This window comes from Pseudorhodoferax sp. LjRoot39, assembly GCF_964253035.1.
Taxonomy (GTDB): domain Bacteria; phylum Pseudomonadota; class Gammaproteobacteria; order Burkholderiales; family Burkholderiaceae_C; genus Pseudorhodoferax.
In genome coordinates this window covers 4,731,472-4,753,391 of record NZ_CAXUQL020000001.1, presented here as the reverse complement: position 1 = coordinate 4,753,391, position 21,920 = coordinate 4,731,472, and the positions used below count along the sequence as shown (strand labels likewise).

Annotated in this window: 16 protein-coding genes; 8 read left to right on the top strand and 8 right to left on the bottom strand. The window is 71.7% G+C overall.

All coding sequences use genetic code 11. The features are described 5' to 3' along the window. Window positions 1-11: 11 nt before the first annotated feature. Window positions 12-1,292, bottom strand: coding sequence for a solute carrier family 23 protein (locus tag ACSQ4M_RS22185; protein WP_436191584.1), 1,281 nt, complete (start codon window positions 1,290-1,292; stop codon window positions 12-14). Window positions 1,293-1,414: 122 nt separating this feature from the next. Here ACSQ4M_RS22185 and ACSQ4M_RS22180 point away from each other — a divergent pair, with 122 nt between their 5' ends. Further along, window positions 1,415-2,275 carry a class I SAM-dependent methyltransferase gene (locus ACSQ4M_RS22180; protein ID WP_436191583.1) on the top strand — a complete coding sequence of 287 codons (861 nt, stop codon included), beginning with the start codon at window positions 1,415-1,417 and terminating at the stop codon, window positions 2,273-2,275. Window positions 2,276-2,333: 58 nt separating this feature from the next. On the opposite strand, the gene ACSQ4M_RS22175 is transcribed toward ACSQ4M_RS22180, so the two are convergent. The 3 genes from ACSQ4M_RS22175 to ACSQ4M_RS22165 form a co-directional block, all read right to left on the bottom strand. Beyond that, window positions 2,334-2,612, bottom strand: coding sequence for a DUF4148 domain-containing protein (locus ACSQ4M_RS22175; RefSeq protein ID WP_436191582.1), 279 nt, complete (start codon window positions 2,610-2,612; stop codon window positions 2,334-2,336). A gap of 170 nt (window positions 2,613-2,782) precedes the next feature. Next, complete coding sequence (locus ACSQ4M_RS22170; RefSeq protein ID WP_436191581.1) at window positions 2,783-3,673, bottom strand: universal stress protein; 891 nt, start codon at window positions 3,671-3,673, stop codon at window positions 2,783-2,785. Further along, window positions 3,670-6,399 (bottom strand): HAD-IC family P-type ATPase, encoded by a 2,730-nt coding sequence (locus tag ACSQ4M_RS22165; protein WP_436191580.1) that lies wholly within the window; start codon window positions 6,397-6,399, stop codon window positions 3,670-3,672. Before ACSQ4M_RS22165 ends, ACSQ4M_RS22170 begins: the two co-directional genes overlap by 4 nt. Before the next feature lie 126 nt (window positions 6,400-6,525). Here ACSQ4M_RS22165 and ACSQ4M_RS22160 point away from each other — a divergent pair, with 126 nt between their 5' ends. Beyond that, the gene (locus ACSQ4M_RS22160; RefSeq protein WP_436191579.1) at window positions 6,526-7,401 is read left to right on the top strand and encodes an EamA family transporter; all 876 of its coding nucleotides are present in this window, start codon (window positions 6,526-6,528) and stop codon (window positions 7,399-7,401) included. On the opposite strand, the gene ACSQ4M_RS22155 is transcribed toward ACSQ4M_RS22160, so the two are convergent. The 3 genes from ACSQ4M_RS22155 to ACSQ4M_RS22145 are packed head-to-tail and all read right to left on the bottom strand — an operon-like array spanning window position 7,385 to window position 10,889. Beyond that, window positions 7,385-9,241 carry an esterase/lipase family protein gene (locus ACSQ4M_RS22155; protein ID WP_436194050.1) on the bottom strand — a complete coding sequence of 619 codons (1,857 nt, stop codon included), beginning with the start codon at window positions 9,239-9,241 and terminating at the stop codon, window positions 7,385-7,387. The two genes, ACSQ4M_RS22160 and ACSQ4M_RS22155, sit on opposite strands and share 17 nt — an antisense overlap. Next, a complete protein-coding gene (locus ACSQ4M_RS22150; protein ID WP_436191578.1) occupies window positions 9,241-10,242 on the bottom strand; it encodes an Lnb N-terminal periplasmic domain-containing protein in 1,002 nt (333 codons plus the stop codon). The genes ACSQ4M_RS22155 and ACSQ4M_RS22150 overlap by 1 nt, the downstream gene beginning before the upstream one ends. Further along, a complete protein-coding gene (locus ACSQ4M_RS22145; protein WP_436191577.1) occupies window positions 10,242-10,889 on the bottom strand; it encodes a TetR family transcriptional regulator in 648 nt (215 codons plus the stop codon). The genes ACSQ4M_RS22150 and ACSQ4M_RS22145 overlap by 1 nt, the downstream gene beginning before the upstream one ends. 184 nt (window positions 10,890-11,073) lie before the next feature. Here ACSQ4M_RS22145 and ACSQ4M_RS22140 point away from each other — a divergent pair, with 184 nt between their 5' ends. The 6 genes from ACSQ4M_RS22140 (at window position 11,074) to ACSQ4M_RS22115 (ending at window position 20,143) form a co-directional block, all read left to right on the top strand. Then, window positions 11,074-12,804, top strand: a complete 1,731-nt coding sequence (locus ACSQ4M_RS22140) for a PHA/PHB synthase family protein (protein WP_436191576.1) — start codon at window positions 11,074-11,076, stop codon at window positions 12,802-12,804. Window positions 12,805-12,998: 194 nt separating this feature from the next. Then, window positions 12,999-13,766 (top strand): enoyl-ACP reductase FabI, encoded by a 768-nt coding sequence (gene fabI / locus ACSQ4M_RS22135; protein WP_436191575.1) that lies wholly within the window; start codon window positions 12,999-13,001, stop codon window positions 13,764-13,766. Next, the gene (locus ACSQ4M_RS22130; protein ID WP_436191574.1) at window positions 13,766-15,187 is read left to right on the top strand and encodes an efflux transporter outer membrane subunit; all 1,422 of its coding nucleotides are present in this window, start codon (window positions 13,766-13,768) and stop codon (window positions 15,185-15,187) included. Before fabI ends, ACSQ4M_RS22130 begins: the two co-directional genes overlap by 1 nt. A gap of 16 nt (window positions 15,188-15,203) precedes the next feature. Then, the gene (locus ACSQ4M_RS22125) at window positions 15,204-16,271 is read left to right on the top strand and encodes an HlyD family secretion protein (protein ID WP_436191573.1); all 1,068 of its coding nucleotides are present in this window, start codon (window positions 15,204-15,206) and stop codon (window positions 16,269-16,271) included. A 3-nt stretch (window positions 16,272-16,274) separates the two neighbouring features. Continuing rightward, window positions 16,275-19,013 carry a ribosome-associated ATPase/putative transporter RbbA gene (rbbA, locus tag ACSQ4M_RS22120; RefSeq protein ID WP_436191572.1) on the top strand — a complete coding sequence of 913 codons (2,739 nt, stop codon included), beginning with the start codon at window positions 16,275-16,277 and terminating at the stop codon, window positions 19,011-19,013. A 2-nt stretch (window positions 19,014-19,015) separates the two neighbouring features. Further along, window positions 19,016-20,143, top strand: coding sequence for an ABC transporter permease (locus ACSQ4M_RS22115; RefSeq protein ID WP_436191571.1), 1,128 nt, complete (start codon window positions 19,016-19,018; stop codon window positions 20,141-20,143). A gap of 20 nt (window positions 20,144-20,163) precedes the next feature. On the opposite strand, the gene ACSQ4M_RS22110 is transcribed toward ACSQ4M_RS22115, so the two are convergent. Beyond that, on the bottom strand, window positions 20,164-21,882 hold the full coding sequence (locus ACSQ4M_RS22110) for a Na+/H+ antiporter (RefSeq protein WP_436191570.1): 1,719 nt from the start codon (window positions 21,880-21,882) through the stop codon (window positions 20,164-20,166). Between the last annotated feature and the right edge of the window lie 38 nt (window positions 21,883-21,920).

Sequence of the window (21,920 nt, the reverse complement as noted above, 5' to 3'; positions counted from 1 at the left end):
GCGGGGCCGGTTCAGTTCGGCGCGTTGCGCTCGCGCAGCAGGTGGTACAGCACGATGGCGCCGAAGGTCGCCGTGCCGATGCCGCCCATCTTGAAACCGGCGATGGACAGTGTCAGGTCGCCGGCCCCGGCCGTCAGCGCCACGCCGGCCGTGATCAGGTTGCGCGGGCGCGAGAAGTCCACCCTGCTCTGCACCCAGATGCGCCCGCCGGTGGCCGCGATCAGGCCGAACACCACCAGCGCCAGGCCGCCGATCACGGGCACCGGCAAGGTCAGGATCAGCGCGCCGAACTTGGGCGAGAAGCCGAGCAGCAGCGCCACCAGCGCGGCCACCACGAAGACCAGCGTGGAGTAGATGCGCGTGACCGCCATCACGCCCATGTTCTCGGCGTAGGTGGTCACGCCGGTGCCACCGCCAGCGCCCGAGACCATGGTGGCGATGCCGTCGGCCATGAAGGCGCGGCCCATGAGCGGGTCGAAGTTGCGGCCCGTCATGGCCGCCAGGCCCTTCACATGGCCCAGGTTCTCGGCCACGAGGATCACGGCCACGGGCGCGATCAGGAGCATGGCCGTGCCGTCGAACACCGGCGCGCTGAACTTGGGCAGGCCGATCCAGGCGGCCTGCGCCACGCCCGAAAAATCGATGGGCTTGGCCCAGCCCAGGCCGTTGGCGGCGATCCAGTACAGGACGTAGCCGCACAACGCGCCCAGCAGGATCGGCAGCCGCCCGGCCACGCCGCGGCTGCGCACCGCGATCAGGCCTACGAACAAGGCCGTCAGCAGGCCGATGCCCGTCTCCGCGGGCGTGGCGCCGAGCATCTTGACCGCGACCGGTGCGAGGTTCAGGCCGATCGCGGCCACCACGGTGCCGGTCACGATGGGCGGCATGAGCCGCTCGATCCAGCCCGTGCCCGCCACCTGCACCACGAGGCCGATCACGAAGTACAGCAGCCCGCAGGCGATGACGCCGCCCAGCGCCACGCCGATGTTGGCGTTGGCCCCGCCGCCGGCATAGCCCGTGGCCGCGATGACCACGCCGATGAAGGCGAAGCTCGAGCCCAGGTAGCTCGGCAACCGCCCGCCCGTCATCAGGAAGAAGATCAGCGTGCCGATGCCCGAGAAGAAGATCGCGGTGTTGGGGTCGAACCCCATCAGGATGGGCGCCAGCGCCGTGGAGCCGAACATGGCCACCACGTGCTGCACGCCCATGGCGATGGTCTGGCCCGTGGGCAGGCGTTCGTCGGGGGCGACTTCGCCACCGGTCTTCAGGGTCCAGTTCGGGAACATGGGCATGGTCGGCATCTCCTCGTTGTTCGTTGTGCGCGCAGCCCGACATTCTCCGCGCAAGCCAGGCCGGCACCGCCACGGCCACGGCTACCATGCCCGGCTGCACCGCCGAACCCGAGGAAATTGCGATGACGATGAACAACATCCACGAGAAGCACTGGGCCGAATTCATGGCGGACGGCCACCAGCGCACGCTCTACGACAGCTGGTGGACCACCGAAAGCGTGGGCTACTGGCGCCAGACCCGGCTCATGTCCGTGGTCAACGAGCTGCTGATCGGCTTTCGCAAGCACTCCTGGCTCACGATCGGCGACGGCGCCGGCTACGACGCCTGGCGCATGAAGCAGGCCGGCTTCGAGGATGTGCTGGCCACCGACCTGGACGACACGGTGCTGGCGCAGACCAAAGCGTCCGGCCACATCGACAAGTTCAGCGTCGAGAACGCCGAGAAGCTGAGCCTGCCGGACAACTCCGTGGACTTCGTGCTGTGCAAGGAGGCACTGCACCACATGAGCCGGCCCTATGCCGCGATCTACGAGATGTTCCGCGTGGCGCGCTACTGCGTGGTGGTGGTCGAGCCGCAGGACGCCTGGGTCGACCACCCCTGTGCACTCGACGAGACGCGGCCGCAGTACGAGAGCGTGGGCAACTTCGTCTACAGCTTCTCCAACCGCGAGCTGGAGAAGATCGCCTATGCGCTGAACATCCGTGGCATCGCATCGAAGAAGATGATGGACGCCTACATCCCCGGCTGCGAGAGCGCCAGATGTGTCGATGGCGACACCATCTGGGAGGCCACGCGCCAGCAGGTCGACGAGCTGACCCGCAAGCTGCAGGCCGGCCACGTCACCGCGAGCTACGTGCAGGCGGCCCTGTTCAAGCACACGGTGGCGCCCGAACTGTTCGAGCTGCTGCAGCAGCAGAACCCGGACTGGCGCTTTCGGCGCACCGACACCAATCCGAGCCTGGGCGGCCAGCCGGCGTTCTGAGCCTCGTACCGGCTGGCGGCAGCGGCAGATGCCAGCTGTCGCCAGCAGCGTGTGCGGCTCAGCGTGCAGCCAGGTTCGGGTGCGCTGCCAGCAGCGCGGGCTGCGGTGCGGTGGCCACGGCGCCGGTGTCGGCGCCTTCCCCGTTCGGCGGCATCGCGCCTTCGCGCTGCGCTTGCTCCAGCTGGGCGATCACCTCGGCCCGCGTGAGCGTGCTGGGCGCGCTCGTGGTGGGCGGGATGTAGCCCACCTCGCCGGACGCGTGCACGTCGGCAAGGCTGGGCATGGCGACAAAGGCGGCGGCGGCCATCCAGGTCGACGCGATCAGTCGGGTGTTCATGGTTCGGTCCTCGCAAAAAGGGTTGCAGCTCATCCAACGCCGCAGACCCCATGCCCGCGGCGTGCTCGATGGGGTTCCCGGGGATGCGCACCGCACCGATGGCTGCATTGTTCAGTTCGCGCGACCGACCAACATCCTCACTTCGAACGAGCCTGTGCGTTCACAGTTTCTCAGCCGCCCGCGGGCCGGGGCGGCACCACGAGCACATCGCTCTCCGCGAGTTCCAGCACGCGCTCGGCCACGCTGCCCAGCAGCAGGCCGGTGAGGCCGGAGCGGCGCTGCGTGCCCAGCACCACGAGCTCGCCCAGGTGCTCGGCGCCATGCTCGCGCAGCAGCAGGCCCGGGTCGCCATAGGCCAGGCGCAGCGTGGTGCGCGCGCGCACGGCGGCCGGCAGCTCTGTGGAGTCCAGGAACAGCCGCGCCTGCTCCTCGGCCACGGCACGGCCGGCCTGGCGCGCCTGCTCCACGTCCATGCCGGCCAGCATGGGATACGGGTTGCCGAAGGCATGGAACAGCGTGAAGCTGGCTTGCGGGAACAGGGCGACGGCGGTCTGCAGCGCATGGCGCGCGTGCTCGGAGAAATCGCTGGTGACCAGCACCTGGGTGTAGGCGGCCCGGGCGCGCTCGCGCACCACCAGCAGCGGCACGGGCGCGCGCCGCGCCAGCGCCTCCACGGTGGAGCCCAGCAGCATGCGCGCGAGCGCCTCGTGGCGGGCCACGCCGGTCACGACCAGGCCGCAGCGCTCGGCCTGGGCCACGGCCAGCACGGTGCTCGTCAGCTCGCCCTGCTCCACGCGCACGATGGGCGGCACGGTCGCATCGGCCAGGTCGGCACGCAGCCGGCGTTCGGCCTGGCGGCGCGCGGCGCGCTGCGCCACGGCGTCGGACGACAGCGCCAGCACCGGGTGCGTGACCAGGCCGGCGCCAGGTGGCACCACGGTCAACGCGACCAGCGGCACGCGCCATTCGCGCGCCAGCAGCAGCGCGCGGTCGAGTGCGCGGTCGCTGCGCGGGCCCAGGTCGGTGGCCAGCAGCACGCTCTGGCGCATGGCTTCGGTCATGTCGTGTTCCTCTTCAGTTCGTCGAACAGCCGCCAGCGGCGCAGCAAGGCCTTCTCGATCTCCAGCACCACCATGGAGGCCGCGCCGATGGCCAGGATCAGCAGCCCGTCGGCCAGCGGCACGTCGCGCGTGTCGAACAGCGCCTGCATCCACGGCGCGTAGGTGAAGGCCAGCTGGGCCAGCACCACGGCCGCCACGGCCCACAGCACGGCCGGCGTACCGCGTGCACCGGTCCAGGTGAACGAGCACATGTGCAGGTAGCGCACGTTGAACAGGTAGAAGATCTCCATCACGCACAGCACGTTGACCACCATGGTACGGCTGAGCGCATCGGCGTGGCCGCGCCATTGCCCCCACGCGAAGATGCCGAATGCGCCCAGCGTGAACAGCAGCGAGACGAACACGATGCGCCAGAGCATGAAGGGCGACAGCAGCGGCGCATCGGGCGCGCGCGGCGGCCGCGCCATCACGCCGGGCTCGGCCGGCTCGAAGGCCAGCACCAGGCCCAGCGTGATGGTCAGCACCATGTTGACCCACAGGATCTGCGGTGCGGTCATCGGCAGCGTGAGGCCCAGCAGCAGCGCGGCCACGATCGCCAGCACCTCGCCGCCATTGGTCGGCAGCGTCCAGGCGATGACCTTGCGGATGTTGTCGTAGACCGTGCGGCCCTCGCGCACGGCCGCCACGATGGAGGCGAAGTTGTCGTCGGCCAGCACGATCTGCGCCGCCTCCCTGGCCGCGTCCGTGCCCTTGTGGCCCATGGCCACGCCCACGTCGGCCTGCTTGAGCGAGGGCGCGTCGTTGACGCCGTCGCCGGTCATGGCCACCACGTGGCCCTCGGCCTGCAACGCGCGCACCACGCGCAGCTTGTGTCCGGGGTCGGTGCGCGCGAACACGTCGGCCCGCAAGGCGAGTCCGCGCAGCGCGGCATCGTCGGCCGCGTCCACATCGGCGCCGGTGGCCACCACGGGCGCATCGGCCAGGCCCAGCTGTGCCGCGATGGCGGCGGCCGTGGCCGCGTGGTCGCCCGTGATCATCTTCACGCGGATGCCAGCCGCGCGGCAGTCGGCCATGGCCGCCATGGCCTCGGCGCGCGGCGGGTCGATGAAGCCCACCAGGCCCAGGAACACGAGATCGGCCACCGCGCCGAAGTCCAGCGGCACCGGCGCCGCAGGCAGCTGGCGCAGCGCGAAGCCCAGCACGCGCTCGCCTGCCGAGGCGGCCGCGGCAATGGCTGCCTGCCAGTGCGCGCCATCCAGCGGCTCAGGCTGGCCACTGGCACCCAACTGGGCCGTGGCCATGGCCAGCACGCGCTCGGGCGCGCCCTTCACAACCAGCAGGGCCTGGCCGTTGGTGTGCGCATGCAGCGTGGCCATGAAGCGGTGCTGCGCATCGAACGGGATCTCGTCGCTGCGCGGCTGGCCGGCGCGCAGCGCGGCAGGCGCCAGCCCGGCCTTCATGGCCAGCGCCACCAGCGCGCCTTCCATGGGGTCGCCATCGACCTTCCACTGACCGGCTGCGTCCTGCGCCAGCTGCGCGTCGTTGCACAACAGCCCGGCCTCGATGAGCAGGCGCGCATTGGCGGCCAGCGCCTCGTGCCCCGGCGGCAGATCCAGCGCGCCGACCGGCGCATAGCCCGAGCCGCCCACAGCGATGCAGGCACCGGCCGTGGCCACGCGGCAGGCCGTCATCTCGTTGCGCGTGAGCGTGCCGGTCTTGTCCGAACAGATCACGGTGGTGGCACCCAGCGTCTCCACGGCCGGCAGCCGGCGCACGATGGCCTGGCGCGCGGCCATGCGGCGCACGCCAATGGCCAGCGTGATGGTGATCACGGCCGGCAGGCTCTCGGGCACCAGGCTCACGGCGATGGCCACCACGACCATCAAGGCCGCCACCCACTCCATGCCCTGCACACCCACGGCGAACGCGAACAGCGCGGCAGCCAGCGCGAGCGACAGGACCGTGAAACGCCGGCCGAAGGCGTCGATCTTGCGTAGCAGCGGCGTGGCCAGCGGCTGCACGCCGCCCAGCAGGCTGCTGATGCGGCCGATCTCGGTCTGCACGCCGGTGGCCACCACCAGACCCAAGCCCTGCCCGGCCGCCACCAGCGTGCCGGAGTAAGCCATGCCCGTGCGGTCGCCGAGCGCTGCAGCGGCCTCGACGGCCAGCTCGGATTTGCTGGCGGCCACCGATTCGCCCGTGAGGATGGCCTCGTCCACGAGCAGGCCGCGCGCGCGCAGCAGCCGCAGGTCGGCGGGCACGCGGTCGCCAGCCTCCAGCAGCACCAGGTCGCCGGGCACCAGACTGGCCACCGCCACGCTGGCGCGCTGGCCGCGGCGCAGCACGCGGGCGTTGGGCGCCAGCATGCCGTGCAGGGCCGCCAGCGCCTGCTCGGCCTTGCCCTCCTGCACGAAGCCGACGATGGCGTTGACCAGCACCACGCCCCAGATCACGCTGGCATCGACCCAATGCCCCAGCGCGCCGGCGACCACGGCCGCGCCGAGCAGGAACAGGATCAACGCGTTGTTGAACTGCGCGAGCAGCCGCCTGAGCGGGTGCACGGGCGGCGCAGCAGGCAGCGCGTTGGGACCGTGGGCGGCCAACCGGGCGGCCGCGTCGGCCGGGTCCAGGCCTTCGCGGCCGGCGTTCAGCGCCGCCAGCGCGGCATCGGGCGCGAGCTGGTGCCAGGCCTGCGCGCTTGTGGAAAATGCAGTGGAGGAGACCATGCCCGCAATACAACATAGCCGGCCCGCATTCGAGGCCAATAGAACGCTGGCGCCACCGGGTATTCGGCCCTTGATCGCGCGCTGCTTGATGTGCATCAAACGCCGGCCGCTTCCGAAGGCCGGGCCATGAGCTGGCTCAGCCTGTCCATGGTGGTGCTGGCGGCGCTGATCCACGCCACCTGGAACCTGCTGGCCAAGCGCGCCGCCCATGCCGGTACAGCCTTCGTGGCCGCCAGCACGCTGGTGGCCTGCACGGCCTATGCGCCCTGGGTGGTGTGGGAGCTGACGCACGGCGGCATGCCGGTCAACGGCCCCGTGCTGGCCTGCATCGTCGCCAGCGGCCTGCTGCACCTGGTCTACAGCATGTGTTTGCAAAAGGGCTACCGCGTGGCGGATCTGTCGGTGGTCTATCCGGTGGCGCGCGGCACCGGGCCGCTGCTGTCCTCCATCGGCGCCTTCGTGCTGCTGGGCGAAGCGCCGTCGGCACACGGCCTGCTGGGCCTGGTGGCGATCGTGCTGGGCATCGGCCTGATCTGCACCGATGGCCGGCTGGCCATGTTCCGCCAGCCCAGTGCGCTGGCCGGCGTGCGCTGGGGTGGTGCCACGGGCGCGCTGATCGCGGGCTACACCGTGGTCGATGCCTATGGCGTCAAGGTGCTGGGCGTGGGGGCCGTGGTACTTGACTGGTGTTCCAACCTCGTGCGGCTGTGCGTGCTCGCGCCCTGGATGCTGCGCAACCGCGCCGCCGCACTGGCCGCCATGCGCGGACACTGGGCGCTGGCCGTGGCGGTGGGCCTGCTCTCGCCGCTCTCCTACATCCTGGTGCTGGCCGCGCTCGGGATGGGCGCGCCGCTCAGCGTGGTGGCGCCCACGCGCGAGATGTCGATGATGGTGGGCGCGCTGTTCGGCCTGCTGATCCTGCGCGAGCGCGTCGGCCCGGGCCGCGCCGCGGGCTGCGTGCTGGTGGTGGTGGGCGTGGTGCTGCTCAGCGGGGTCCGCTGAGCGACTCGCGCAGGATGCGCCGGATCTCCAGAATCGCCAGCGGATGCTCCTGCACGCTGTGCTCGGACGGCAGCACGCGCTCGGAGGCCGCGCCCGCCAGGTGCGCGCTGGCATAGGGCACGATGCCGTCGCTGGCCTCGGCGCGTGGCAGCGCCATGTCGGCCTGGCCGATGATGGAGTGGTAGCGCACCTGCGGGCTGATCGGCAGCTGCGCGGCGGCCTGCACGAAGGGGTCGGTGTCGCGCAGGTTGTCGATGCTGTTGGGGATGCGCTGCGGCCCCGGCTCCTGGCCGTCGGGACCGGGCCGGCCGAACAGGCCCGTCACATCGCCGATCTGCTCCAGCATGGCCAGCGGCAAGGTCACGAAGTTGGCGATGCGGCGCGCCAGCCGGCTGCCCGCGAACGGCGTGCCGCGGTGCGGCGCGGCGATGAAGATGGCTTCGCTGACCTGCGGCAAGGGCTCGAAGGCCAGGAGCGGCGCCAGGCGCTCCCGGGCTTCGCGCGCCGCCGGGTCCGCCGGGTCCGCCGGCAACAGCGACCACAGCCGCTCACCCGCCGACGACACCAGCAGCCGCGACAGCACGCCGCCCATGCTGTGGCCCACCAGCACCATGTTCTGCGAGGCCACGGCCTGGCCGCTGGGGTCGAAGTGCGCCAGCGTCTGCAGCAGGGCCTCGCGGATGGCCTTCTGGTTCAGCGCCAGCGGTGCGTTGCTCGGGTAGTAGACCTGCCAGAGCTGGTAGTTCTGGCGCAGCAGCTCGTCGCCCAGCACCTCGTTGGCCACGTTGATCCAGGCCTCCGGGCTGCTGGCCAGGCCGTGCAGCATGACGACGGTGCGGCGCCTGGGGTCGTAGGGCTGCATGAGCTCGATGCGCGGGCGCACGATGCCGTCGGACAGGCCGAACAGCGTGCGCAGCGACTGCGTGGCGAAGCCCGCGCGCGCCAGCCACAGGCCGTAGCCGGCCGTGAAGTTGGCGGCCAGCGGCACGCGCTCGCCGGCCAGCGGCGCCTGCCCGCTGCGGTACGGGTCGTACAGCATGAGCTGCACGGCGCGGCCGGCCAGCACGCCCGCCAGCGTGCTGCCCTCGAAGCGCAACAGGGCCGTGATCGCCGGAAAGCGCGTGGTGTCGAAGGGCCGGGCCGGGTCGGCATCGGCGGGCGGCGGCAGCACGGCCACCAGCTCGGCGCCGAAGCCGTCGCGACGGTAGCTGTTGCGCAGGCCCGTGAAGCGCAGCGACGAGGCCGGCAGCAGCTCCTCGGGCATGGGCAAGTCCGGCGGCAGTGCCAGGTCGTCGGCATGGGTGGCTATGCGCCAGCCGCCCACGGCCAGCGTCTCGCCGCGCTGCGCGGCCGGCGTGGCGCTGTAGACCTTGAACAGCCGCGTCACGGTCTGCTGCACGGCATAGTTGTAGTAGTCGCGCACCTGGGTCTGGCGGTCTTCGAAGGCGCGCTCGCCTGGCCTGCGTGCGGTGAAGAACAGGTAGGCGTAGGCGTGGCGCGCTGTTTCCAGCCAGGCGTCGAGCACGGTCTCGTCGGCGGCCTGGGCCTTGTCGGCCGCCAGCGCGTGCTCCAGCCAGAGCTCGGCCAGGGCCGACAGCCGCTGCTCCTCGCTGATGCCGGCCGACAGCCCCAGCGTGCCGCGGCAGGCCACGGGCCGCTCGCGGCAATCGGTGATGCCGACCACGCGCAGCACCTCCTGCGCGGTCTCGCTGAGCCGGCCCGTGGTCAGCACGTCGCCGCGCCGCTCGGCCAGGTACTTGGCCGGTGAGATCGAGGTGACCGTCACGCCAGCGCAGCCCGTCAGCAGCACCAGGGCCAGCAGCGCGGCCAGGCGGCGCATCACGGCGTGGCCTCCATGCCCGGCACGCCGCGCCGGATCGCTTGCGAGAACTGCGGGTCGGCATCGGCCGCCTGGGCGCGTTCGGTGATGCGGCCGGCGCGGCGCAGCTGCTCCACCGTGTGGCCCGGCACCAGGCCGCCCACGCCGTGCAGGTACTCGGGCAGGTAGCCCGAGGCCAGCAGCCGCCAATCCAGCGGCAGGCCGCCGACGATGCGGCGCGCCATCTCGTAGACGATGGTGGTGCAGTTCGCCGTCAGCGTGTCGTAGAAGCGCGGCTGGCGCGCCAGCGCCTGGGCCTCGGCCAGGTACGCCAGGAACAGCGCGCGCTGCGCGGCCGGTGCCAGCTGCACGCGGTACAGGTAGACGTCTTCGCCGCGCACGTTGGTGCGCACGCGCAGGATGTCGCGCTCATCGGCCGCCACCAGGCTTAGCTCGTACTGCTTGAAGAAGCCGGCGATGGCCGAGAAGGATTCGCCACGCTCCTTGCGGATCTCGATCGAGAAGGCGAGCTGCTGGACACCACCCTGGCCATCGTCGAAGCCGAACGAGACCAGCGTGTGCGCGATGGCCGGCCCCATCCAGTACGACAGCGCCATGTCCACCGTGCGCAGCCGGTCCAGGTCGACACGCCGGGTCTCCCAGCGCTGGGTGTAGTCGGTGTCGCTGCGCCAGTCGAAGTTGCGCACGTTGGAGAGCAGCACCACGCTGCCGTCGGTGCGGGCCTGCAGATGCCGGGCCACGTCGTCGGCCCAGACGCGCGCATCCGATGGCGCGATGCGCACCCACCAGCCCAGCAGCAGCACGAAGGCCACGCCGTAGACCAGCACCGGCCGCGCCGGGTCCTCGCGCCACAGCAGGACCATGGCCGCCAGCGCCAGCAGCGCCCAGCCGGCCGCGACCACACCTGCCCCGACCGGCGGCAGCGGCAGGCGGAAGTACAGCGCCGGTACCGCCCACAGGCTGGACAGCAGCAGCACCAGCGACCAGGCCGCGCGGCCCATCAGGGCTCCAGCAGTTCGCGCAGCATCGCGATGTGGGCCTTGCGCTGGCGCTCCATGGCCGCGGCATCCAGCGTGCCCTGCACCAGCAGCTCCAGCATGGTGTGCACGCCCGGCGACAGCACCAGCCGCGGCTCGCGCAGCAGTACACCACGGCGCAGGTGGCCCTGCGCTGCACCGCGCTGGAGCAGTTGCTGGATGTCGGCCAGATAGGGTTCCACGACCATCTCGCGCCACTGGCCCACGAGCTGCTGCGCACGCGCCCCGTCGGCCAGCATCAGCCGCAGCGTCAGTGCGGTGGCCGGGTCGCCGAAGGATTCGTACATGGGCGCGACGACCTGGTGCACCAGCACGTCCACGGTCACGGCGGTGTCCGGATGCAGCGGCGGCCGGTTGGCGTGCAGCGGCAGCATCAGCCGCGTGAGCAGCGCGCCGAAGATCTCCTCCTTGCTCGTGAAATGCGTGTAGACGCCGCCCTTGGACAGCCCGGCGGCGGCGGCGACATCGTCGATCCGCGCCGCCGCGAAGCCCTTGTCGGAGAACACGCGCAGCGCCGCATCCAGGATCTGGGTCACGCGCACGATCGCCGGAAGGCGCTGGCGTGCCGGGCGTTCCGGGGTCGGCTGTTCGGTGAGCAATTCGGGTGTCATTGCGGGTACGGATTGGGTGGCGCAGGACCGGCCACCGTCATCCAGTGGTCATGGCGGTGTGTATTATCGCCGTGCACAAAAAACCGACTGGTCGGTCGTTAACAGCCGCCCTTGACCTGGATCAAATGGCCGGGCGCCATCCCTCGGTAGATTCCAGGCAGCCCTGCAATCCATCCATTCCGCCATGCCACACACGCCATCGCCGACCGAGCATCTCGACCAACTCGTGCATGCGGCGCTGGCGCGTGCGACCGGCTCGCTGTCGCCTGCCGCTGCGCTGCTGGCCTGGCAGGACTGGAGCGCGCACCTGGCCGTCTCGCCCGGACGGCAGATCGCCCTGGCGCAGCTGGCCGGCACCCAGGCCGCCGCACTCGCGCACTACCTGCGCGACCGCCTGCTGGCCGGCCCCGGCGATGCCCGCGATCTGGTGCTGCCCCCGGCACAGGACCGCCGCTTCGCGGCGGCCGCCTGGCAGACCTGGCCGTTCAACCTGCTGCAGCAGTCCTTCCTGCTGACGCAGCAGTGGTGGGACGCCGCCACCCACGGCATCGCCGGCGTGGAGCCGCACCACGAGACGATGGTGGCCTTCTGGGCGCGGCAGTGGCTGGACGCCTTCTCCCCCGGCAACCAGCTGGCGACCAATCCACTGGTGCTGCAGCGCACCGCCGCCGAGGCCGGTGCCAACCTGGTGCGCGGCGCCGAATACCTGGCAGCCGACCTGCTCGCCCTGGCCAGCGGCCAGCCCCCCGCGCCCGAGGGTTTCACGGTCGGCCAGAACCTGGCCACCACGCCCGGCCAGGTGGTGCTGCGCAACCGCGTGATGGAGCTGATCCAGTACCGCCCCGCCACCGCCCGCGTGCGTCCCGAGCCCGTGCTGATCGTGCCGGCCTGGATCATGAAGTACTACATCCTGGATCTGTCGCCGCACAACTCGCTCATCCAGCATCTGGTCGACCAGGGCCACACCGTGTTCTGCATCTCCTGGAAGAACCCCGGCGTGGCCGAGCGCGACCTGGGCATGGACGACTACCTGGCCGAGGGCTTCCACGCCGCGCTCGATGCCGTGGGCGCCATCGTGCCGCACCGGCGCGTGCACGCCACCGGCTACTGCCTGGGCGGCACGCTGCTGGCCATCGCGGCCGCGGCAATGGCGCGCGACGGCGATGCGCGGCTGGCCTCGGTCTCGCTGTTCGCCGCACAGACCGACTTCAGCGAGCCTGGCGAGCTGGGCCTGTTCATCGACGAGAGCCAGGTCAGCCTGCTGGAAGCGCAAATGGCCGAGACCGGCTACCTGCGGGCCAGCCAGATGGCCGGGGCCTTCCAGATGCTGCGCTCGTACGACCTGCTGTGGTCGCGCCTGGTCAGCACCTACCTGCTCGGCAACCGCTCCGCCCAGAGCGACCTGATGGCGTGGAACGCCGACGCCACGCGCATGCCCGCCCGCATGCACGGGCAGTACCTGCGCCGCCTGTTCCTGGACGACGACCTCAGCGAAGGCCGCTATCCGGTGGCCGGCCGGCCGGTGTCGCTGGGCGACCTGGCCTTGCCGATCTTCATGGTCGGCACCACCACCGACCATGTCGCGCCCTGGCGCTCGGTGCACAAGCTGCACTTCCTGAGTCCGGCCGAGATCACCTTCGCACTGACCAGCGGCGGCCACAACGCCGGCATCGTCAACCCGCCCGGGCCGGATTCGCACCGCAGCTACCAGATCCTGATGCGGCCGGCCGGCGGCACGTATCTTGCGCCGGCCGACTGGCAGGCCGCCGCCCCCACGGTGCCGGGCTCGTGGTGGCCGGCCTGGCAGCAGTGGCTGGCCGTGCACTCGGGCGCACCGGTCAAACCGCCGCGGCTCGGCGCCGCCGGCTACCCGCCGCTGGCCGATGCCCCCGGCACCTACGTCCTGGAGAAATGAGATGAGACCACCCCCGTTTGGACTTCTCACTTCGTGTAGAAGTCCCATCCCCCCTCCAGGGGGCGCCGCCAGCGGCCTGGCAGAGCCAGTTCCGCGGCGGCCGCTGGCATGGCCTGCTCCGCGGCCTTTTGAACCTTTGCTTGTGAGCCGGTTTCGTGCGCTGCGGGTGACGCACGGCGCCGTGGAGAACTGACATGACGCCCGCACTGCAAGGCAAGAAGGGCCTGGTCATCGGCATCGCCAATGACAAGAGCATCGCCTGGGGTTGCGCGCGCGCGTTCCGCGCCGCCGGCGCCGAGCTGGCCGTGACCTGGTTCAACGACAAGGCCCGCCCCTGGGTCGAGCCGCTGGCCGACCAGGTGCAGGCCGCGCTCCGCATGCCGCTGGACGTGGAGCAGCCCGGCCAGATGGAGGCCGTGTTCGAGGCCATCGCACGCCAATGGGGACGGCTCGACTTCGCGCTGCATTCGATCGCATTCGCGCCCAAGAGCGACCTGCACGGCCGCGTGACGGACACCTCGCGCGAGGGCTTCGCGCGTGCCATGGACATCTCCTGCCATTCGTTCGCGCGCATGGCCCGCCTGGCCGAGCCGCTGATGCCGGACGGCGGCGCGCTGATGACCATGAGCTACGTCGGCGCCGAGGAGGTGGTCCCGAACTACGGCGTCATGGGTCCGGTCAAGGCCGCGCTGGAGTCGAGCACCCGCTACCTCGCCGCGGAGCTCGGCCCGCGCGGCATCCGCGTGAACGCCGTCTCGCCCGGTCCGCTGGCCACGCGCGCGGCCTCGGGCATCGCTGGCTTCGACCAGCTGCTGCAGGATGCCGTCGCGCGCGCGCCGCTGCGCCGGCTGGTGGACATCGACGACGTGGGCGCGCTGTGCACCTTCCTCGCTGGCGAGGGCGGGCGCAACATCACCGGCAGCACGCTGTACGTGGACGCCGGTTACCACGTGGTCGGGTGATGCGCCGTCTCGCCCCTGCCCTGCTGGCCGCGGCGCTGGGCGCCGGCTGCGCCTCGATGGCGCCGACCGTGCAGCTGCCGGCGCCGCCCGTTGCCGCCCGCTACCCCGATGTGCCGACGGCCGCCGCCGACGCGCTGGAGCCGTCCGGGCTCGGCTGGCGCGACGCCTTCGGCGATCCGGCGCTGTTGGCCTTGATCGACCAGGCGCTGGCCAACAGCCGCGACCTGCGCAGTGCCACGCTGCGCGTGGCCGAGGCGCAGGCCGCCTACGGCATCCAGCGTGCCGATGCGCGGCCGACGCTGGCGCTGTCGGCCGAGGCCGCTCGCTCGCTGACGCCGGGCGACCTCAACATCACCCGCCAGCCGCTGACGGCCGGCCAGTACCAGGCCGGCCTGGGCCTGGCCGCGTGGGAGCTGGACTTCTGGGGCCGCGTGCGCAGCCTGGAGGACAGCGCGCTGCAGAGCTACCTGGCCACCGACGCCGCCCGCCGTGCGCTGACGCTGTCGCTGGTCGCGCAGGTGGCCCAGGGCTGGCTGGAGCTGCGCGAGCTGGACGAACGGCTGGCGCTGGCCCGGGCGGCGGTGGACAGCCGCAACGAATCGCTGCACATCTTCCAGCGTCGCTTCGAGGTCGGCTCGGCCTCCCGGCTGGAACTGGCCCAGGTGCGCACGCTGGCCAGCCAGGCGCAGGCGCTGGCCGCGCAGCTGCAGCAGCAGCGCGCGGCAAGGGCGCACGCACTGGTCCAGCTGGTCGGCACACCGGTCGCGCTGGTGGCCCCGGCGCGGCCGCTGGACGACGCCGCCGTGGTCCTGCCGCTGGCCGCCGGGCTGCCGTCCGACCTGCTGGCGCGCCGGCCCGACATCGCCGCCGCCGAGCACCGGCTGCGCGCGGCCAACGCCAACATCGGCGCTGCACGCGCTGCCTTCTTCCCGCGCATCGCGCTGACCGCCAGCTTCGGCACGGCCAGCGCCGAACTGGCCGGCCTGTTCGATGGCGGCAGCCGCGCCTGGACCTTCGCGCCGAGCCTGACGCTGCCGCTGTTCGACCGCGGCCGGCGCGAGGCCGGCCTGACGCTGGCCGAGGTGCGGCGCGACCTGGCCGTGGCCGACTACGAGAAGACCATCCAGGCCGCCTTCCGCGAGGTGGCGGACGCGTTGTCGGCCCAGCGCTGGCTGGCCGAGCAGACCGGCATCCAGCGCGAGGCGCTGCAGGCGCAGGCCGAGCGCGCCCGGCTGGCCCGCCTGCGCTACGACGCCGGCGCCACCAACTTCCTCGAAGTGCTCGACGCGCAGCGCGACCTGCTCGCCGCCGAGCAGCAACTGGTGCAGACGCGGCGGGCGCTGCTGGCAGCCCGCACCACGCTGTACGCCGCGCTGGGCGGCGGCGCAGCCACGCTCGCCACCGCCACACCGGCACCCTGACCTCAGACAAAGCACCATGGCCACCAAGAACCGCTTGCTTCCCGTCCTCGCCATCGCCGTGCTCGCTGGTGCCGGCTGGTGGGCCTGGCAGTCCCGCCAGCCGCAGGGCCCCGGTGAAGGCTTCGCCAGCGGCAACGGCCGCATCGAGGCCACCGAGGTCGACGTCGCCACCAAGCTCGCCGGCCGTGTGCAGGAGATGCTGGTCGACGAAGGGGCGTTCGTCAGCGCCGGCCAGTCGCTGGCGACGATGCAGATCGACAGCCTCGTCGCGCAGCGCAACGAGGCGCTGGCGCGCCAGCAACAGGCCGTCACCGGGGTGGCCCAGGCCCAGGCCCAGGTCACCGCACGGGAAAGCGACCGCCTGGCCGTGCAGGCCCAGGTGATCCAGCGCGAGAGCGAGCTGGATGCCGCGCGCCGCCGGCTGGCACGCTCGGAGACGCTGGCGCGCGACGGCGCCTCCTCGCAGCAGGAACTGGACGACGACCGCGCCCGCGTGCACAGCGCCGAGGCCGTGGTCGCCGCCGTGCGTGCGCAGGTGGCCGCGGCGCAGGCAGCGATCGCCGCCGCCCGCGCCCAGCGCGTGGGCGCCGACGCCGCGGTGCAGGCGGCCGAGGCCACCGTGGCCCGCATCGACGCCGACATGGCCGACAGCACGCTCAAGGCGCCGCGCGACGGCCGCGTGCAGTTCCGGCTGGCGCAGCCCGGCGAGGTGCTGGCCGGCGGCGGCAAGCTGCTCAACCTGGTCGACCTGTCCGACGTCTACATGAGCTTCTTCCTGCCCGAGACCGTGGCCGGCCGCGTCGCGCTCGGCAGCGAGGCGCGCATCATCCTCGACGCAGCGCCGCAGTACGTGATCCCGGCCAGGATCAGCTTCGTCGCCAGCACCGCGCAGTTCACGCCGAAGACGGTGGAGACCGCCAGCGAGCGGCAGAAGCTGATGTTCCGCGTGAAGGCGCAGATCGATCCGGCGCTGCTGCAAAAGCACCTGCAGCAGGTCAAGACCGGCCTGCCCGGCGTGGCCTGGGTCAAGCTCGACGCGCAGGCGCCCTGGCCGGACGAACTGACCATCCGGGTGCCGGAGTGAGCGATGTCTGCTGAAGCCCAGCAGGTCGTGCGCCTGGCAGGCGTGCGGCTGCGCCATGGCGCCACGCTGGCCGTGGACGGCGTGGACCTGGACATCCCGGCCGGGCGCATGGTCGGGCTGATCGGCCCCGACGGCGTTGGCAAGAGCAGCCTGCTGTCGCTGGTGGCGGGCGCGCGCGCGGTACAGGAAGGCCGGGTCGAGGCGCTGGGCGGCGACATGGCCGACCGGCGCCACCGCACGGCCGTGTGCCCGCGCATCGCCTACATGCCGCAGGGACTGGGCCGCAACCTCTATCCCACGCTGTCGGTCGAGGAAAACCTGCAGTTCTTCGCCCGCTTGTTCGGCCACGACGCGGCCGCGCGGCGCCAGCGCATCGACGCGCTGACCGCCAGCACCGGCCTGCGCCCCTTCCTCGACCGGCCGGCCGGCAAGCTGTCCGGCGGCATGAAGCAAAAGCTCGGCCTGTGCTGTGCGCTGATCCACGACCCGGATCTGTTGATCCTGGACGAACCCACCACCGGCGTCGATCCGCTGGCGCGCGCGCAGTTCTGGTCGCTGATCGACGGCATCCGCACTGAACGGCCGCGCATGAGCGTGCTGGTCGCCACCGCCTACATGGACGAGGCCCAGGGCTTCGACTGGCTGGTGGTGATGGACGCCGGGCGCGTGCTGGCCATCGGCTCGCCGGCCGAATTGCTGGCGCAGACCCGGGTGCATTCGCTGGAGGAGGCCTTCATCGCGCTGCTGCCCGAGGAGCGCAAGCGCGGCCACGCGCCGGTGGAGATCCCGCCCCTGCCCGACGACGGCCACGAGGACATCGCCATCGAGGCGCGCGGGCTGACCATGCGCTTCGGCGATTTCACGGCCGTGGACCACGTGGACTTCCGGATCCGGCGCGGCGAGATCTTCGGCTTCCTCGGCAGCAACGGCTGCGGCAAGTCCACCACGATGAAGATGCTGACCGGCCTGCTGCCGGCCAGCGCGGGCCAGGCCGCGCTGTTCGGCCAGCCGGTGGACCCCAGGGACATCGCCACGCGCCGGCGCGTGGGCTACATGTCGCAGGCCTTCTCGCTGTACGGCGAGTTGACGGTGCGCCAGAACCTGGTGCTGCACGCGCAGCTGTTCCACGTGCCGCAGGCCGAGCGCGCCGCGCGCGTGGACGAGATGGTGGCGCGCTTCGGCCTGGCCGGGGTGCTGGACAGCCTGCCCGAGAGCCTGCCGCTGGGCCTGCGCCAGCGCCTGTCGCTGGCGGTGGCGATGGTGCACCGGCCCGAGCTGCTGATTCTGGACGAGCCGACCTCGGGCGTCGACCCGGTCGCTCGCGACGCCTTCTGGCGCCTGCTGGTGGAGCTGTCGCGGCGCGACCGCGTGACGATCTTCATCTCCACCCACTTCATGAACGAGGCCGCGCGCTGCGACCGCATGTCGATGATGCACGCCGGCCGCGTGCTCGACAGCGACACGCCGCGCGAGCTGGTGCGCAAGCGCGGCGCCGCCACGCTGGAGCAAGCCTTCATCGGCTACCTGCTCGAAGCCAGCGGCGGCGCGGGCGCGGCCACGCCGGCCACACCCGCGCCCGCGGCGCCACCCGCGGAGCGCGCCGCCGCCCAGGGCCGCGTGCGCGCTTCGCTGCAGCGCCTGTACAGCTACCTGTGGCGCGAGGCGCTCGAACTGCAGCGCGACCCGGTGCGCGCCACGCTGGCGCTGGCCGGCTCACTGATCCTGATGTTCGTGATGGGCTACGGCATCAGCCTGGACGTGGAGAACCTGAACTACGCCGTGCTGGACCGGGACCAGAGCACCCTGAGCCAGAACTACGCGCTGAACCTGTCCGGCTCGCGCTACTTCACCGAACGGCCGCCGATCACCGACTACGCCGATCTGGACCGCCGCATGCGCAGCGGCGAGCTGGCCCTCGCCATCGAGCTTCCGCCCGGCTTCGGCCGCGGCGCGCTGCGCGGGCACGAGGTTGCCGTGGGTGCCTGGATCGATGGCGCCATGCCGCAGCGCGCCGAGACCGTCAAGGGCTACGTGCAGGGCATGCACCAGCAGTGGCTGGCCGATCAGGCGCAGGCGCGCGGCCTGTCCTCCAGCAGCGTCGTGCAGATGCAGACCCGCTTTCGCTACAACCCCGACGTGCGCAGCCTGCCGGCGATGGTGCCCGCCGTGATCCCGCTGCTGCTGATGATGCTGCCGGCCATGCTGACCGCGCTGGCCGTGGTGCGCGAGAAGGAGATGGGCTCCATCATCAACCTGTACGTGACGCCGGTGACGCGCACCGAGTTCCTGCTCGGCAAGCAGTTGCCCTACGTGGCGCTGGCGATGCTGAACTTCCTGCTGATGTGCCTGCTCGCCGTCACCGTGTTCGGCGTGCCGATGACGGGCAGCTTCTGGACACTGGCGCTGGCGGCGCTGGTGTTCAGCTTCTCGGCCACCGGCATGGGACTGCTGGCCTCGGCCCTGACCCGCAGCCAGATCGCCGCGATGTTCTTCGCGATGATCGGCACGCTGATCCCCGCCACGCAGTTCTCGGGCATGACGAACCCGGTGTCATCGCTGGAAGGCGGGGGGCGTCTGGTCGGCGAGATCTTTCCGGCCACCCACATGTTCATCATCAGCCGCGGCGTGTTCGGCAAGGCGCTGGGTCTGGCGGACCTGCAGGCTGCCTTCTGGCCGCTGCTGGCCTCGGTCCCGGTGATCCTGGGCCTGGCCATCGCGCTGCTGAAGAAGCAGGAGAGCTGACGATGCGCCGGCACCTGTCCAACATCTGGCGCCTGGGCATCAAGGAGCTGTGGAGCCTGTGGCGCGACCCGGTCATGCTGGTGTTGATCGCCTACACCTTCACGGTGTCGGTCTACACCGCGGGCACGGCAATGCCCGAGACGCTGCACCAGGCACCGATCGCCATCCTCGACGAGGACGCATCGCCGCTGTCGGCACGCATCGCCGCCGCGTTCTACGCGCCGCAGTTCGTGGCGCAGCACCTGCAGTCGCAGACGGACATGGACGCGGCGATGGACGCCGGCAGCATCACCTTCGCGCTGACCATCCCGCCGGGATTCCAGCGCGACGTGCTGGCCGGGCGCAGCGCCGAGCTGCAGCTCAACGTGGACGCCACGCGCATGAGCCAGGCCTTCTCCGGCAGCGGCTACGTGCAGCAGATCGCGCTGGGCCAGGTCACCGAATTCGTGCAGCGCCACCGCACCAGCACCACCCTGCCGGTGGACCTGGCGCTGCGCGCGCGCTTCAACCCTGCCCTGCAGCAGATGTGGTTCGGCTCGCTGATGCAGATCATCAACAACGTCACGCTGCTGTCCATCATCCTGACCGGCGCGGCGCTGATCCGCGAGCGCGAGCACGGCACCATCGAGCACCTGCTGGTGATGCCGGTCACGCCCACCGAGATCATGCTGGCCAAGGTCTGGGCCATGGGGCTGGTGGTGCTGCTGGCCGCGTGGATGGCGCTGCAGCTCGTCGTGCGCACGCTGCTGCAGGTGCCGGTGGAGGGTTCGATCCCGCTGTTCCTGACCGGCGCCGCGTTGTGCCTGTTCGCCACCACGGCGATGGGCATCTGGCTGGCGACACTGGCGCGCAGCATGCCGCAGTTCGGCCTGCTGATGGTGTTGATCATGCTGCCGCTGCAGATGCTGTCGGGCAGCATGACCCCGCGCGAGAGCATGCCGGCGCTGGTGCAGGACGTGATGCTGCTCGCACCGACGACGCACTTCGTCGAACTGGCGCAGGCCATCCTCTACCGGGGTGCCGGCCTGGACGTGGTGTGGAAGCCCTTCGCCTGCCTGCTGGTGATCGGCGGCGTGCTGTTCGGCCTGTCGCTGCGCCGCTTCCGCAAGACCATTGCGCAGATGGCATGAACCGAGCCTGGCCGCCCCGCTCAGTGCGACGCCGGCGCGCCACCCGCCAGACCGGCGGCCTGGCGCGCCACGGCCAGGCGCTTGCGCAGCGAGACCTCGGCCAGGTCCAGCTCGCCCACCAGCGCGCGCAGCGATTCGTCGTTGATGCGGTGCGCCTGGCGCTCGGCGTACAAGGCGTTGCGCTCCACGTGCAGGGCCTGCAGCCGCAGCTCCATCTCGAGCAGGTAGCGCTGGCGGCGCTGGCGCACGGCCTCGGGCGATTCGGCCTGGGCTTCGGGCGTGGTCGGCGTCGCGGGGTCTTCCAGCAGGTCGATGCGCTTGCGGTAGTCCTGCGTGAGCCGGCCCACGGCCTCCTGGATCTGGGCCAGGCGGTCCGGGTCGTTGGTGCTGGGCTTCTTGTGCGCCATGTGGGCGATGGCCGCCTTGCAGGCGGCCAGCCGCGCGTTGCGCTCCTCCTGCAGCGCGGCCGGCTCGCCGGCCAGCGGCAGCCGGCGCAGCACCAGGGGCAGGCCCACGCTGCCGATGGCCAAGGTCAGCAGGATGGTGCCCGTGGCCAGGAAGACCAGGTGGTCGCGCGCCGGGAAGGCCGCGCCGCCGGGCAGCAGCAGCGGCACCGACAGGGCGCCGGCCAGTGTCACGGCGCCGCGGATGCCGGCCAGCGTGGTCGCCAGGGTCAGCAGCAGCGAGGGCGGCTCGGCCATGGAGCCGCGCTCGTGCGCGCGCCACAGGCTGCCGCGCACGCCCAGCATGAGCCAGATCCAGCGCAGGCCCAGCAGCGCCAGCGTGATCAGCAGCGCCTGGCCGGCGGGCTGCCACCAGTCGTCGCCGGCCGCCGCCAGCGTGGTGCCCACGATGGAGGGCAGCTGCAGGCCCAGCAGCAGGAAGATGGCGCCGTTGAAGGCCGACTCCACCATGGTCCAGATGCCCTCGGTCTGCATGCGCTCGGCCACGAACTCGCTGCGCCGCAGGTCGGCGAAGTTGGTCGTGACGCCGGCCGCCACGGCGGCCAGGATGCCCGAGACGCCGATGTGCTCGCCCACGAGGTAGGCCGCGAACGGCAGCAGCACGAGCAGCAGCACCATCTGCGTGGCGGCCACGTCGCCCACGCGCCGCGTGACGGTCTCGCGGCCCACGGCGAAGGCCCAGCCCAGGCCCGCGCCCACCGCCAGGCCGCCCAGCGCGACCCACAGGAACTCCTTGCCCGCGTCGGCCCAGGAGAAGACGCCCGTCAGCGTGGCCGCCACCGCGAACTTGAGCGCCACCAGGCCCGAGGCGTCGTTGAGCAGCGACTCGCCCTCCAGCACATGCATGGTCTTGGCCGGCATGCCCAGGTTGCGCGTGATGGCCGAGACGGCGACCGCGTCGGTCGGCGAGACCACGGCGGCCAGCGCGAAGGCCACGGTGAGCGGCATGGATGGGATCATCCAGTGGATCAGATACCCCAGGCCGAGCACCGTGAACAGCACGAGGCCCAGCGCGAGCCGCAGAATGGGGCGGTGCAAGGCGAAGAACTCGCGTTTGGGGATGCGCCAGCCATCGGCGAACAGCAGCGGCGGGATGAACAGCAGCAGGAACAGCTCGGGATCGAAGGCGATGTGCAGGCCCTTCTGCGGCCAGGACAGCGCCGCGCCGAGCGCGACCTGGATCAGGGGCAAGGGAATGGCGCGCATGTAGCGCGCGGCGATGCCGGTCAGCGCTCCGAGCAGGAGCACGAGCAGCACGGTTTCGACGGTATGCATGGACGGCAGGACAAGGCAAGAGGCGGCAGCGGCCGCCG

Excerpts from the sequence above, each read along its gene's own strand:
- rbbA (WP_436191572.1), top strand. The coding sequence starts at position 16,275 with ATGTCTGCTGAAGCCCAGCAGGTCGTGCGCCTGGCAGGCGTGCGGCTG.
- ACSQ4M_RS22175 (WP_436191582.1), bottom strand. The coding sequence starts at position 2,612 with ATGAACACCCGACTGATCGCGTCGACCTGGATGGCCGCCGCCGCCTTT.
- ACSQ4M_RS22170 (WP_436191581.1), bottom strand. The coding sequence starts at position 3,673 with ATGACCGAAGCCATGCGCCAGAGCGTGCTGCTGGCCACCGACCTGGGC.
- ACSQ4M_RS22180 (WP_436191583.1), top strand. The coding sequence starts at position 1,415 with ATGACGATGAACAACATCCACGAGAAGCACTGGGCCGAATTCATGGCG.
- ACSQ4M_RS22130 (WP_436191574.1), top strand. The coding sequence starts at position 13,766 with ATGCGCCGTCTCGCCCCTGCCCTGCTGGCCGCGGCGCTGGGCGCCGGC.
- ACSQ4M_RS22140 (WP_436191576.1), top strand. The coding sequence starts at position 11,074 with ATGCCACACACGCCATCGCCGACCGAGCATCTCGACCAACTCGTGCAT.
- ACSQ4M_RS22155 (WP_436194050.1), bottom strand. The coding sequence starts at position 9,241 with ATGCGCCGCCTGGCCGCGCTGCTGGCCCTGGTGCTGCTGACGGGCTGC.
- ACSQ4M_RS22165 (WP_436191580.1), bottom strand. The coding sequence starts at position 6,399 with ATGGTCTCCTCCACTGCATTTTCCACAAGCGCGCAGGCCTGGCACCAG.
- ACSQ4M_RS22145 (WP_436191577.1), bottom strand. The coding sequence starts at position 10,889 with ATGACACCCGAATTGCTCACCGAACAGCCGACCCCGGAACGCCCGGCA.
- ACSQ4M_RS22185 (WP_436191584.1), bottom strand. The coding sequence starts at position 1,292 with ATGCCCATGTTCCCGAACTGGACCCTGAAGACCGGTGGCGAAGTCGCC.
- ACSQ4M_RS22125 (WP_436191573.1), top strand. The coding sequence starts at position 15,204 with ATGGCCACCAAGAACCGCTTGCTTCCCGTCCTCGCCATCGCCGTGCTC.
- ACSQ4M_RS22115 (WP_436191571.1), top strand. The coding sequence starts at position 19,016 with ATGCGCCGGCACCTGTCCAACATCTGGCGCCTGGGCATCAAGGAGCTG.
- ACSQ4M_RS22150 (WP_436191578.1), bottom strand. The coding sequence starts at position 10,242 with ATGGGCCGCGCGGCCTGGTCGCTGGTGCTGCTGCTGTCCAGCCTGTGG.
- ACSQ4M_RS22160 (WP_436191579.1), top strand. The coding sequence starts at position 6,526 with ATGAGCTGGCTCAGCCTGTCCATGGTGGTGCTGGCGGCGCTGATCCAC.
- fabI (WP_436191575.1), top strand. The coding sequence starts at position 12,999 with ATGACGCCCGCACTGCAAGGCAAGAAGGGCCTGGTCATCGGCATCGCC.
- ACSQ4M_RS22110 (WP_436191570.1), bottom strand. The coding sequence starts at position 21,882 with ATGCATACCGTCGAAACCGTGCTGCTCGTGCTCCTGCTCGGAGCGCTG.